Genomic DNA, 13,781 nt, shown 5'->3' on the forward strand with positions numbered 1-13,781 from the left:
AGCGCCGCCGTCGCCCGAAGGGCGTCGTGCTGCGGTCAGAAGAGGGATTGATATCAGCGCCAATATCGACCTGCGGGAAACAGGGCTGAAACCGGAGGGTATCTCCGCCTGTGATCTCTGTGCTCGGTGCAAACCAGGGACTCCGTGTGCGTGGAACAATGTCAGCGGTCGGCGCCCGCTCGGGTGCGGTACTCTACCCTAAACTTGCTCCATTGCCAGACTTGACATCAGAGCCTGCCCGTGAATCGATCTTTGATCAGAGCGGCGCAGCTGCGCGGCCGCTATCACCGCCTTCGTCAATTTACGGCGTATGTTTTATGGCGTGTGCGCGTCGTAGTCGGGCTGGGGGTACGAAGTGCGTCTGCCGCGCACTCAGGCCTTCCTTTGCGCTCCGCCGTAATAGGCCACGATTTCCGAGGCCGACATCTCGCCCTCCCGTCTGCGTCCCAGGAAGTAGTAGGCCGTGGCGTCGTCCATCGCGTACGGCGCCGGGACGAGGCGGTCGAGGGCCCGCAGCCAGCACAGCAGCAGGCGCGCCACCCGGCCCGCGAAGGCGGAGCGGGTCAGGCCCCGCACCAAGTGGTCGACGCTCCAGAGCAGTTGGGTGCCGGGACCCGCGACAGGGCCGGCCGCGAGTTCCTCGAACCCTCGGAAGAGATAGCGGTGGCCGCTCGCGGTGAACCGCGTGAAGTCGTAGGGCCCGGCGTGCACCTGCTGCAGGAACGGGGTCTCCGCGTAGACGAGGCCGTCGCTCTTCAGGACGCGGTGGGCCTCGGCGACGACCAGGGCCGGATCGAGCACGTGCTCCAGTACGGCCTGCACCAGCACCCCGTCGACGCTCGCCGTGGGCAGCGGGATGTGATGGGCGTCCGCGACGAACTGGGTCACCGGGCTGCCGACGAGGTCGAAGGCGATGACCTGGACACGCCGATCGCGGTAGACCGCGTCCACGCCGTTGCCCACCGTCCCGCCGCCTATGACGAGCAGCGTCGGGGCGGAGCCGGGAAGAGAGCGCATCAGGACGTCGATGTTCCGGGCCGCTACCCGGTTTGACGGCTTCCAGAGGCGGCGCAGCGGGCGGGGCAGCCGGGAGACGCGGCCGAGGGGATTCTGCCCGGTGCGTCCGGCACCGTCCGCGAAGTCCTCTCGGCGGAGCACGCTGCGCTCGAAGTCGACGAGGACCGGCCACCCGCCGATCACCGGGAAGCCGGCCGACGCGTGGTGCGGGCACTCGGGCGACGTGCAGCAGAAGGCGTCGCGCGCCGCGTTCAGGGGGGACCGGCAGCGCGGGCACATCAGTAGCCGCTCGATGCGGTCCAGTTCGATCAGGGCCATTGAGCTCCTCCGTCCGCTGCGCCGTCGGCTTGACCCGGCTTGACGGGAGAGGGAGTATGTGTACGTATACGACGTAAATATACATGCTGGGAAGGAGTGGCGGAATGTCGACCCCAGCTCTTGCGGCGACCACCCCTCCATCGGGCTCCGCCCCCGACTGGCCCGCACCGCCACCACGCGCGTCGTCGGCCGACCGGTTGCCGCCGCAGCCGGTGCTGCCGCGCGTCAAGGTGCTCCATGTGATCACCCGCATGCTGGGCGGTGCCGGAGGCAACACCCTGCTGTCGTCCATGGGGATGGACCCTGACCGGTACGAGATGTGGATCGCGGGCGGGCCGGGCGGTGAGCTGTGGGACCGGGCCCGGGCGGCGGGTGTGCGCACGGTCGAGATCCCGGAGTTCCGCCACGTTCTCACTCCCGCGGACATCCGCGTGCTCTGGCGGCTGATCAGGCTGATCCGCCGCGAACGCTTCACCGTCGTGCACACCCACTCCGCGAAGGGCGGCTTCCTCGGCCGGCTGGCCGCACGGCTGTGCCGCACGCCGGTGGTGGTGCACACCTTCCACGGCCTGAGCTTCCACGACCGGATGCCCCTGGGCCGGCGCAGGATCTACCACGGGCTCGAACGGGTGACGAGGCGCCTCGCCCACCGCTACCTCGCCGTCGCGCCGCGCGTGGCGCGCCAGGTCGTGGAGGAGCGGCTGGCTCCAGCCGGCAGCGTCCACGTCGTGCCGTCGGCGGTCGAACTGGCCAGCATTCCCGACGGGTTCGAACCGGCCGCACGGCGTGCGCTCGGTGTGCCGCCCGGGATGAAGCTCATCGGCACCGTCGGGCGGATCGACACCCAGAAGGCGCCACTGGACTTCGTCCGGATGGCCGCCGCCGTTCAGGAGGTGTTTCCCGACACCGCATTCGTCATGATCGGCGACGGGCCGCTGGCCGGGGACGTCCGGCGGCTCGCTGCTGAACTGGGCGTCGAGATACGGCTCACCGGTCACCGTCCGGACGCCGCCGCACTCGTAGCCGGACTGGACGTCTTCGTCATCACGTCCCTGTACGAGGGGCTCGGCCGCGCCCTCACGGAGGCGCTCGCCGCGGCGCGGCCGGTCGTCGCGACGGCCGTCAACGGAGTCCCCGACCTGGTGGAGCACGGCGCCACGGGCCTGCTGACGAGGCCGGATGACCGGGAGGACCTCGTCCGCGCGGTCGGCTGGCTGCTCGAACACCCCAGCGAGGCCGCCGCGATGGGGCGGCAGGGACGGGACCGCGTACGGGCGGCCTTCGCCCCCGAGGACATGTGCGCCCGCCTCGACGCCTGCTACCGCGAACTGCTGGGCCTGCCGGGCATCCGGCCGGCCGGACCCGCCCCCACCGCCCAACGGACCGTGACGTCCACCGACGCCGTGCCTGTCCCCACGTCCTGACGGGGACGCTCCCACTGCCACGGAGAAACCACCATGCGCCTCTCAGTCATCGGCACCGGATACGTAGGAGCCGTGCACGCCGCCTGCATGGCGGAGGTCGGGCACGAGGTCCTCGGCGTGGACGTCGACGCCGAGCGGATCACCGCGCTCGCCGCGGGCCGTGTGCCCTTCTACGAGCCGGGACTCGGCGGGATGCTCAAGCGGACCGTGGACGGCGGACGGCTGCGCTTCACCACGTCGACGGCCGAGGCGGTCCGCTTCGCCGACATGCACTTCGTGTGCGTCGGCACTCCGCAGCGGCCCGGCTCCGGCGCCGCCGATCTGCGGTACGTGGAGGCCGCCGTGGACGCGCTGGCCGCCCACATACCGGGCGGCGGACCCACGCAAGCCCTCGTCGTCGGCAAGTCCACCGTCCCTGTCGGGACGGCCGAGCGCCTCGCCCAGCGGCTGAAGGGCGCCGCCGACGTTGCCTGGAACCCGGAGTTCCTGCGCGAAGGGTGCGCGGTCCAGGACACCCTGCGGCCGGAACGCATCGTCGCCGGGGTCCGCACAGCGCACGCCGAGATGCGGCTGCGCGAGCTCTACGCGCCGCTGCTCACCGCCGGCATGCCCTTCATCGCCACCGACACCGCCACCGCCGAAATGGTCAAGCTGGCGTCGAACGCCTTCCTTGCCACGAAGATCTCCTTCATCAACGCCATGGCCGAGATCTGCGACGTCACCGGTGCCGACGTCCGCACCCTCGCCGAGGCCATGGGCGCGGACTCCCGCATCGGGCCCCGCTTCCTGGCCCCCGGCCTCGGCTTCGGCGGCAGCTGCCTGCCCAAGGACATCCGGGCCTTCGCCGCCTGGGCGGAGGAGCGGGGCGTCGCGGAGTCGGTGACCCTCCTCCGGGAGGCCGACGCGATCAACACCCGGCAGCGGCGGCGTGTCGTCGACCTTGCCGAACGGCTGGTCGGCGGGTCCTTCACCGACCGCGGTGTCGCGGTCCTCGGGGCCGCCTTCAAGCCCCGCAGCGACGACGTCCGCGACTCGCCGGCGCTCGCAGTCGCGGAGGAGGTTCGACGCCGGGGCGCCCGGGTCCGCGTCCACGATCCGGAGGCGGTCGACAACGCCCGGGCGGCGCACCCCGCGCTGCAGTTCGCCCTGGACGTGGCCAAGGCATGCGAGCGGGCCGACGTGGTGCTGCACCTCACCGAGTGGCCCCAGTACCGAGAGCTCGACCCGGCCTCTCTGGCCACCGTGGTGCGCACCCCGGCCATCGTGGACGCGCGCCACACCCTCGACTCGGTGGCCTGGCGCGCGGCGGGCTGGACCCTGTGCGCACCCGGCCGTCCGCGGCTCGGCTGACCGGCAGGAGGATGTCATGCGTGTCGTGGTGGCCGGCGGGAGCGGCTTCCTGGGATCGCATCTGTGCGAGGCGCTGCTCAGCAGGGGGGACGCCGTCTGCTGCCTGGACGACTTCTCCTCGGGCCGGGCGGCCAATATCAACCACCTGATGCCCGTGCCCGGCTTCGTCTGTACACGGGGCGACGTCACCACCCGCTTCCGGGTCTTCGGGCACGTCGACGCCGTGGTCCACCTCGCGAGCCCCGCCTCGCCGCCCGACTACCAGCGCTGGCCCCTGCAGACACTGGCCGCCGGCAGCCGGGGCACCGAGAACCTGCTGCTGCTGGCGGTCCGGCACCGGGCCCGTTTCGTCCTGGCGTCCACCAGCGAGGTCTACGGCGACCCCGCGGTGCACCCGCAGGAGGAGGAGTACTGGGGACACGTCAACCCCGTCGGACCGCGCAGCGTCTACGACGAGGCCAAGCGCTTCGCCGAGGCCCTGACCATGGCCTACCGGCGCAGCCGGGGCGCGGCCACCGGTATCGTGCGGATCTTCAACACGTACGGTCCGCGGATGCGTGCCGACGACGGACGGGTGGTGTCCACCTTCGTCCGGCAAGCCCTGGACAGGGAAGCACTGACCGTCTTCGGCGACGGCAGCCAGACCCGCAGCCTGTGCTACGTCGACGACATGGTCCGCGGCCTGCTGGCCATGGTGGACTCGGACCTGCCCGGCCCCGTCAACCTCGGCAACCCCGGTGAGCGGACCGTGCGGGAGCTCGCGGAACTGGTACTGCTGATCACGGGCTCGGACAGCGGACTGCGCTTCCTGCCACTGCCCGTCGACGATCCGGTCCGCCGGCGCCCCGCCATCACGCGGGCCCGCGAAGAGCTCGGCTGGCAGCCGCAGGTGCCCCTGGAAGAAGGGCTGCGCCGCACTGTCGCCTGGTTCGCCGCGCGGCCGGACACGCCCGTACAAGCCCCCGACCCTTCTACAGCGGGGTGGCCCTCATGAAAGCACTCGTCCTGTGCGGCGGAGCCGGCACCCGCCTGCGCCCCATCACACACACCTCCGCGAAGCAACTCGTGCCGGTGGCCAACAAACCGGTGCTGTTCTACGGCCTGGAGGCCATCGCCGCCGCCGGCGTGACCCGGACCGGCATCATCGTCGGCGACACCGCGCCGGAGATCCGCGAAGCCGTCGGCGACGGCTCCCGGTTCGGACTCGACGTGAGCTACCTTCCGCAGGAAGCGCCGCTGGGGCTGGCGCACGCCGTCCTGATCGCCCGGGGCTTCCTGGACGACGACGACTTCGTGATGTACCTCGGCGACAACTTCATCGTCGGTGGCATCTCCGGCGTGGTCGACGACTTCCGCCGTGAGCGGCCCGACGCCCGGATTCTGCTGACCCACGTGCCCGAACCGACCGCCTTCGGCATCGCCGAGCTGGACGGGACGGGCCGGGTGGTGGGCCTGGAGGAGAAACCGCGGCATCCGAAGAGCGATCTGGCGCTCGTGGGCGTCTACCTGTTCACCCCCGCCGTGCACGAGGCCGTACGGGCCGTACGGCCGTCCCGGCGCGGCGAGCTGGAGATCACCGACGCCCTCCAGTGGCTGCTCGACCAGGGGTACAACGTCCGGGCCAGCACCATCTCGGGCTACTGGAAGGACACCGGGAACGTCACCGACATGCTGGAGGTGAACCGCTCCGTCCTGGAGACCCTTCAGCCGCGGACCGAGGGCAGCGTCGACGAGGTCAGCGAGATCATCGGCCGGGTCCGCATCGAGGCCGGCGCCAAGGTCTTCGCCAGCCGCGTCGTCGGCCCGGCCCTCATCGGGGCCGGGACGGTGATCGCCGACTCCTACGTCGGGCCCTTCACCTCGATCGCCGAGAACTGTCTGGTCGAGGAGAGCGAGATCGAGTACTCGATCGTGCTGCGGCAGGCGACCGTCGTCGGGACGCGCCGGATCGAGGTGTCGCTGATCGGCAACAGCGTCGAGGTGACCCCGGCGCCCCGTACCCCTGCCGTGCACCGGCTGGTGCTCGGCGACCACAGCAAGGTGCAGATCCCGTCATGACCACCATCCGCGTCCTGGTCACCGGCGGAGCCGGGTTCATCGGCTCCCACTACGTCCGCACGCTGCTCGGCCCGGACGGCCCGCCGGAGGTGACCGTCACGGTGCTGGACAAGCTCACCTACGCCGGCAACCCGGCGAATCTGCACGAGGTCCGCGACGCGGACGGCTTCACCTTCGTCCGCGGCGACATCTGCGACGCGGAGCTCGTCGACCGGCTGGTCGCCGCACACGACCAGGTGGTGCACTTCGCCGCCGAGTCGCACGTCGACCGGTCCATCCTGGGCGCCGACGCATTCGTACGGACGAACGTGCTGGGCACACAGACCCTGCTGGACGCGGCCCTGCGCCACGGACTGGGGACCTTCGTCCACATCTCCTCCGACGAGGTGTACGGCTCCATCGAGAAGGGCTCCTGGCCGGAGACCGACCCGCTGCGGCCCAACTCGCCCTACTCCGCCTCCAAAGCGGCGTCGGACCTGATCGCGCTGGCGTACCACCGCACCCACGGCCTCGACGTGCGGGTCACCCGGTGCTCGAACAACTACGGCCACCACCAGTACCCCGAGAAGGTCGTCCCCCTCTTCATCACCCGTCTGCTGAACGGCAGGCCCGTCCCGCTCTACGGCGACGGCGGCAACGTGCGCGACTGGATCCACATCGACGACCATGTGCGCGGCATCGAACTCGTCCGCACCCGAGGCTGCCCCGGCGAGGTCTACAACATCGGCGGCGGCAACGAACTGTCCAACCGGGAAATGACCGACCTGCTGCTGCTCGCGTGCGGCGCCGACCGGCGGATGGTGAGGTTCGTCGAGGACCGCAAGGGGCACGACCGCCGCTACTCGGTCGACTTCACGAAGATCCGCACCGAGCTCGGCTACACACCGCGCAAGGACCTGGCCACGGGACTCGCGGAGACCGTCCGCTGGTACCGCACGCACCGCTCCTGGTGGGAGCCGCTGGTGGACCGAGCGGCCGGAGGCCCGGCCCTGCGCACCTCCGGCCTACCGGTGCGGAGGACGGAGAATCCGTCATGAGCCTGCCCATCGAGGACTACGCCCTTCTCAGCGACCTGGAAACCGCCGCCATGGTCGGCCGGGACGGTTCGGTCGACTGGCTGTGTCTGCCCCGCTTCGACTCGGAGGCCTGTCTTGCCGCGCTGCTGGGCACACGGGACCACGGCTTCTGGCGGGTCGCTCCGACCGCCGCGCCGGGTACCTGTACCCGGCGCGCCTACCGGCCCGACACGCTGGTTCTGGACACCTGGTGGGAGACCGCCGAGGGAGCGGTGCGGGTCACCGACTTCATGTCGCCCCGTGCCCGGCTGCCGTGCATCGTCCGTGTGGTCGAGGGTTTGTCGGGCGCCGTGCGCATGCGCAGCGAACTGCGCCTGCGCTTCCACCACGGGCGCGTGGTGCCCTGGGTCCGCGACATCGGCGACTGCACCGTCGCGGTCGCCGGGCCGGACGCCGTATGGCTGAGCGCGGACGGTCCGGTGCGCCCCCTGGGCGGGGAGGGCACCACGGTTCTGGACTTCAGCGTCCCGGCCGGACGGCGGATGGCCCTCACCCTGGCATGGGCGCCCTCGCACCGCCCCGGGCTGCCCGCACCCCTGGGTGTCCCGGCGGAGACGATGCTCAAGGAGACCGGCGACTTCTGGCGGCGCTGGGCGGGCCAGTGCCGCTACCAGGGGCCGTGGCGGGACGCCGTGGTGCGCTCCCTGATCATGCTGAAGGCGCTCACCTACGCCCCCACGGGCGGCATCGTCGCCGCTCCGACCACCTCGCTGCCCGGGTGCATCGGCGGCGAACGCAACTGGGACTACCGGTACTGCTGGCTGCGCGACTCCGCCCTCACCCTGTCCTGCCTCCTGCGCAGCGGCTACCGGGAGGAGGCCTGCGCCTGGCTGGACTGGCTGGTACGGGCCGTCGCGGGCGACCCGGCCGATCTGCAGACGGTGTACGGCCTCGGTGGACAACGGCTGCTGCCGGAGACCGAGGCGCCCTGGCTGCCCGGCTACGAGGGATCACAGCCGGTGCGGTTCGGGAACTCCGCGGTCGGCCACTTCCAGCTGGACGTCTACGGCGAGGTCCTGGACGCGCTGTCGCTGTCCCTGCGGGCCGGCATCCCCATGCCCGCCCATGTATGGGATCTGGTCGAGGCACTGATGGGCTTCCTGCAGCGGCATTGGCGGGAACCCGACCAGGGGCTGTGGCAGATGCGGGGGCCGCGGCGGCAGTTCGTCCACTCCAAGGTGATGGTGTGGGTTGCCGCCGACCGTGCTCTGCGCATGGCGGAGGCGCTCGGCCGCAACGGTCCTTCGGCGGAGTGGCGGGCCCTGCGGGACGAGGTGCGCCGGCAGGTTCTGCGCCTGGGCTGGGACGCGGGGCAGCGGTCCTTCGTGCAGTCCTACGGTTCGGCCGGCCTGGACGCCTCCGCCCTGCTGATGCCACGACTCGGCTTTCTGCCCGCCCGGGACCCGAGGGTGCTGTGCACCGTCCGCGAGATGAGCCGACTGAACCACGGCGGCTTCGTACGGCGGTACGGCCCGGGCGGCGAGGGCGTGGACGGCATGCGGGGTCGCGAAGGGACGTTCGTGGCATGCTCCCTGTGGTATGCCGACGCTCTCGCCGCCACCGGACACACCCAACAGGCCCGGGATGCCTTCGAACGGGTGCTTGGCGTCCGCAATGACGTCGGACTGCTGTCGGAGCAGTGGGATCCGGACGCCGGGCGCCAGCTGGGCAACGCTCCCCAGGCGTTCAGCCACATCACCCTGGTGGAAACGGCGTTCACCCTGTCTGTAGCCCCATCGCGGAGTCCCCGAATCGGAGAAGCGTCGGACCGGCGACGGTCCTCGTCACCTTCGGGCGATCGGTCAAGAGCGTCAACACCCCGCTGACCGCGCGCTCGCGCGGGTGAGCCGCGGCAGGGCGAGGAAGACTGTCGAGGCGGCGAGCAGAGCCGCCGCGCACGGCACCCAGTAGCCCGCCGAGGCCCCCGCCGCGTCGGCCACCCACCCGGCCCCGCCGTAGCCCAGCGCCACCCCGACGGAGAGGCCTGAGACGATCCAGGTGATGCTCTCGGTGAGCCGTGCGGCCGGCGCCAGACGGCTTACCAGCTCCATCGTGGTGATCAAGGTCGGCGCGATGGAGGCGCCCGCCACGAAGAGCATCCCCGTCAGCACCGCGAGACCCGGCGCGAACACGAGCGGTGCCGTCGCCACCGCCATCGCCCAGACGCCGACCAGCAACCGCCGCGTGATCGCCCCCCGCGGCCGGATCGCGCCGAAGACCACGCCCGCCAGGGCCGAGCCGAGGGCGTACACGCCCAGCAGCAGACCGGAGAGCGCCTTGTGGTGGTGTGCGTCGGCGAACGCCACCGTCGCGACCTCCACCGAACCATAGGTCGCGCCCACCGACGTCAGCGTCAGCACCAGCAAGCCGAGGCCCGGGATGCGCAGCGCCCAGCCCTTCGAGCGCTGCGGCTGCGGGCGCACCGGCGGTTCCGTGCGCCGTTGTGCGGCGAACAGCAGGACGCCGACGGCGAGCAGGACCGCGGCCGTCAGCGGTCCGGCCTCGGCGCTGACCTCGGTCGACAAAGTGATCGCCAAGATCGGCCCGGCGACGTAGGTCACCTCGTCGAGCAGCGACTCCAGCGAGTACGCGGTGTGCAGCAGCTGCCGTGATCCCCGGTGGATCTCCGCCCAGCGGGACCTGACGAGCGCGCCCATGCTGGGCATGCAGCCCGCCACCGCCGCCGCGGCGTACAGCGTCCAGACCGGCGCGGCGTACCGGGCGCACAGCACGAGCGCACAGATGGCGGCGACCGACACGACCATCGCCGGAACGACGACCCGGCGCTGGCCATGGCGGTCGACCAGCCGGGAGATCTGCGGCCCGATCGCCGCGGTGGCGAACGCCTGTGTGGCGGAGACCGTACCGGCGAGCAGGTACTCACCGCCGAACTGCGACAGCATGGTGACGATGGCGACGCCGATCATCGACAGCGGAACGCGCGCGATGAAGCCCGCGGTACAGAAGTGCAGGCTGCCAGTGGCAGAGAAGATCCGGCGGTAATCGGAGAGCATGGGGACTCCACGCCCCGTCAGGAGCCGATCGTCGTTGGGCTGATCCGTCCGATGTCACCATCCCCAAGTCGCCTATTTTCCCGCATGACTCGGTATGCCGCGAGGCGACGCGCTTTCTCTCAGGGCGTATGCCGGTCGGTATATCTCCCTGCGCATGCGGGAGATGGCGAGATGAGTAAGCTGGAGGGAAGACACGTCGCGGCCCTGGAGAATCCTTCCTCCTCCACCAGCCCGATCACGCGGGCTTCTCAGCCGTCGCCCGGTGCCGTTCGCTCGGCTCGGCCCGCCCGAAAGTGGCCTTCCCAGGAGGTGAATGGGGGTGTGAACGCACTACCGCGAAGCCATGCACCGATGGCCGCGGTCAGCGCATGCATCATCGCGCTGACGGTGTTTTACTACATATTTCCGGAACGGCGGCTGCTCTTCGTCGCCATAGGAATAGTCGGCGTCACCGGTATCCTTCTGGGTGTCTTTCTCAACCGTCCGGTGCACCGACGCCCCTGGCTGCTGCTCGCCGCGGGAAACCTCTCCTTTGCCGCGGGCCAGACCGCCCAGATCACCTATATTCAGTTTCTCCAGCAGCCGAGCCCGTTTCCGTCGATAGCCGACGGCTTCTACCTCGCTGCGTACCCGCTCTACGCGGCCGGGCTGCTGGGCTTCGTCCACTGGCACACGGGGTGGCGCGACCGCGCGAGCCTCGTCGACGCGCTGACGCTGACGGTCGGCCTGGCATTGCTCTCCTGGCTCTTCCTCATCGACCCGTTCGCCCGTCTGGAGGGCCTGACCTGGGTGCAGAAGGCGTTCTCCATCGCCTATCCGCTCGGCGACATCCTCGTCCTGGCTATGCTGCTGCGCCTGCTCGCAGGCCATGGCGGCAAGAGCCGCTCGCTCGCGCTGCTCACCACGGGCACCCTCGGCCTGCTCACCGCCGACGTGGCGTACGGCCTGATACAACTGAACGGGACCTGGCGCACCGGTACGCTTGTCGATCTCGGCTGGGCCGTCCTGTACGGCGCCTGGGCGGCCGCCGCGCTGGATCCGTCCATGCGGTCGATGACCCAGCCGGTGGAATGGCGCGCCGACACCGGTGTGGGCCGGCTGAGCCTGCTCACCCTGGCGTCGCTGATCGCGCCGACCATCCTGCTGGTGCAGGCGGTGCGCGGCGTGAGCTCCAACGGCGGCGTCATCGGAGTGTTCTCCGCGGTGCTCTTCGTGCTCGTGCTCTACCGCCTGGCGGGCGTGGCGACGACCCACCGGCAGGCGGTCGGCCGGGAGAAGGTGCTGCGCGTCGCGGTGTCGTCGCTTGGCCAGGCGAACGGCGTGCCTCATGTGGCCGCCGCCGTCCACACCGCGGTGACGGGGCTGATGAATCACGGCCCGGCGCGTTCCGCGCTGCTCATCGTGCCGGACGACACTTTCTGGCTGAACGGGGCGCACGACGGCGAACGCCGGCCCGTGCCCGCGTGGGTGACCGCGGCCGTACAGAACCTGACCGCGTCCGGCGAGAACCGCCTGGTGCCCCTCGACGGCCTCGTGCGCGATCTCGCCGCCGACCTCGTGGGACCGGACGACGAGGAGCCGGCCCGCACAGGCCGGGCACTGGTCTGCCCGCTCGTCTCACACGACCACCCGTGCGGCGAACCGCTGATCGGGGCGCTGATCGTGGCCGGGGACGAGCGGGACCTGCTCGTGCTCCGTGAAACGCTGGCGACCCTCGCGGCGCAGACCGCACTCGCCGTGACGCGGCTCGACCTCGCCGAAGAGGTCAACCGCCGCAACAGCGAGGCGTACTTCCGCACCCTGGTGCAGAACGCCTCCGACGTCATCCTGATCCTCGACGACGACGACCGGGTCCGCTACGCCAGCCCCTCCGCCGACCAGGTGCTCGGCGTGCCGAACCTGGAGGGCACCCACCTCATCGATCTGGTGCCCCCGCAGGACAGCCGCACGGTGGTCCAGACACTCGGCCGGATACGCAGCCGTGACTACCAGACCCGCCGCGAGCACTGGCGCATGGTCCGCGTCGACCGGACGTCCATCGAGGTCGAGGTGAGATGGAGCGACCTGCGTGAGGAGGCGACGGTCGGAGGTGTGGTGCTCACCCTGCGGGACGTGACCGAACAGCGCAAGCTCGAACGCGAACTCACCCACCGGGCGTTCCACGACGCGCTCACCGGCCTGGCCAACCGCGTGCTCTTCCAGGACCGCGTCAGCCATGCCCTGATGCAGGCACAGCGCGACGGCACGGTGGTCGGCGTGCTCTTCGTCGACGTCGACAACTTCAAGGTCGTCAACGACATCCACGGCCACAGCGTGGGCGACGAACTTCTGGTCGCGCTGTCACTGAGGCTGCAGACCGCCGTCCGTGCCTCCGACACGGCCGCGCGCATCGGCGGTGACGAGTTCGCGCTCCTGGTGGAGGGCTCCGTCACCGCGGGGGGTGTGGAGCGGTTCACCGAACACGTGATGACCGTGTTCGACGAGCCGTTCCGGCTCAGCGTCGGGCCGGTGAGCACGTACGCCAGCGTCGGCGTCGCGACGACGGAGGACAGCATCGACTCGGTCGAACTGCTCAGGCACGCTGATCTCGCGTTGTACGCGGCGAAGACGGCGGGCAAGCGGCAGTGGCGCCGCTACCGCCCGGAGCTGCAGAGTGGCATGGCCGAGCGCGCCAAGTTGCAGGCGGGCCTGGACAGTTCGTCGATCGAGTCGTCGTTCATGGTGCTGTACCAACCCATCGTGGAGCTGACCGGCGGGCGGATCGTGGGCTTCGAGGCGCTCGTTCGCTGGCCCCACTCCACGCGCGGCATGGTGCTGCCGGAGGAGTTCATCACGCTGGCCGAGGAGAGCGGGCAGATCGTCCCGCTCGGCGCCTGGGTACTTGATCAGGCCTCGGCCGAGGCCGTCCGGTGGGAGAGCTCCGTGCGGCGCGACGGAGCGGCCGGACGCAGCGCACCGTACGTCAGCGTGAACGTGTCGCCGCGTCAGTTCCGGGACGAGGGGTTCCCGCAGGTGGTCCGGCGTGCCCTGGATCTCTCCGGCATCGAACCGTCGTCCCTCGTCATGGAACTGACCGAGAGTGTTCTGATGTATAACGACGAACGCATCCTGGCTGAGATGAGTTCGCTCACCGATCTCGGAATCCGCATCGCGATTGACGATTTCGGAACGGGATACTCGTCATTGAGCTATCTGCGTGAATTCCCGATCTCGATACTCAAGATCGACAAATCGTTCATCAGCGAACTGGGGCACTCTCCGGAGCAGTACGCCCTGGTCGAGGGCATCACCCATCTCGCGGACACGCTCGGCCTCACGGTGATCGCGGAAGGAGTGGAGAACGTGAGGCAACAGGAGTCGCTGGTCTCCATGGGCTGCCGGTTCGGGCAGGGATACCTCTTTGCCGAGCCGGTCGGTGCCGAGGAGGCGCAGCAGCTCGTCCTCGCGCCGCCACTCGGCCGCCTGGCGGAACTGCCTGGTGCGCCCGCGGAAGGGAAGCAGTGATGGGGACGGCGCTCTCCAGT

General features: G+C 70.5%; 9 protein-coding genes. 7 read left to right on the plus strand and 2 right to left on the minus strand.

Translation table 11 applies throughout. The features are described 5' to 3' along the window. Positions 1–372: 372 nt before the first annotated feature. A complete protein-coding gene (locus tag H8R17_RS25250; protein WP_187825496.1) occupies positions 373–1,335 on the minus strand; it encodes a class I SAM-dependent methyltransferase in 963 nt (320 codons plus the stop codon). Between the two features lie 104 nt (positions 1,336–1,439). On the opposite strand from H8R17_RS25250, the gene H8R17_RS25255 reads away from it, so the two are divergent. From H8R17_RS25255 to H8R17_RS25280, 6 genes are read left to right on the plus strand one after another with little or no spacing between them, the layout of a single operon-like run. Next, positions 1,440–2,759 (plus strand): glycosyltransferase, encoded by a 1,320-nt coding sequence (locus tag H8R17_RS25255; protein ID WP_187825497.1) that lies wholly within the window; start codon positions 1,440–1,442, stop codon positions 2,757–2,759. Between the two features lie 33 nt (positions 2,760–2,792). Then, positions 2,793–4,109, plus strand: coding sequence for a UDP-glucose/GDP-mannose dehydrogenase family protein (locus H8R17_RS25260; RefSeq protein ID WP_187825498.1), 1,317 nt, complete (start codon positions 2,793–2,795; stop codon positions 4,107–4,109). Positions 4,110–4,125: 16 nt separating this feature from the next. Further along, a complete protein-coding gene (locus tag H8R17_RS25265) occupies positions 4,126–5,103 on the plus strand; it encodes a UDP-glucuronic acid decarboxylase family protein (protein ID WP_187825499.1) in 978 nt (325 codons plus the stop codon). Continuing rightward, a complete protein-coding gene (locus H8R17_RS25270) occupies positions 5,100–6,167 on the plus strand; it encodes a glucose-1-phosphate thymidylyltransferase (RefSeq protein ID WP_187825500.1) in 1,068 nt (355 codons plus the stop codon). The genes H8R17_RS25265 and H8R17_RS25270 overlap by 4 nt, the downstream gene beginning before the upstream one ends. Next, the gene (rfbB, locus tag H8R17_RS25275; protein WP_187825501.1) at positions 6,164–7,204 is read left to right on the plus strand and encodes a dTDP-glucose 4,6-dehydratase; all 1,041 of its coding nucleotides are present in this window, start codon (positions 6,164–6,166) and stop codon (positions 7,202–7,204) included. Before H8R17_RS25270 ends, rfbB begins: the two co-directional genes overlap by 4 nt. After that, positions 7,201–9,069: a glycoside hydrolase family 15 protein gene (locus tag H8R17_RS25280; RefSeq protein ID WP_187825502.1), complete on the plus strand. Its 1,869-nt coding sequence runs from the start codon at positions 7,201–7,203 to the stop codon at positions 9,067–9,069. The genes rfbB and H8R17_RS25280 overlap by 4 nt, the downstream gene beginning before the upstream one ends. Here the strand turns inward: H8R17_RS25280 and H8R17_RS25285 are convergent. Further along, on the minus strand, positions 9,055–10,257 hold the full coding sequence (locus H8R17_RS25285) for an MFS transporter (protein WP_187825503.1): 1,203 nt from the start codon (positions 10,255–10,257) through the stop codon (positions 9,055–9,057). The genes H8R17_RS25280 and H8R17_RS25285 overlap by 15 nt on opposite strands. A gap of 351 nt (positions 10,258–10,608) precedes the next feature. On the opposite strand from H8R17_RS25285, the gene H8R17_RS25290 reads away from it, so the two are divergent. Further along, entirely contained in the window at positions 10,609–13,761 is a 3,153-nt protein-coding gene (locus tag H8R17_RS25290; RefSeq protein ID WP_187825504.1) for a bifunctional diguanylate cyclase/phosphodiesterase, read from the plus strand. Positions 13,762–13,781: the final 20 nt, after the last annotated feature.

It is taken from the genome of Streptomyces sp. TRM68367 (genome assembly GCF_014495685.1).
Taxonomy (GTDB): Bacteria; Actinomycetota; Actinomycetes; order Streptomycetales; family Streptomycetaceae; genus Streptomyces.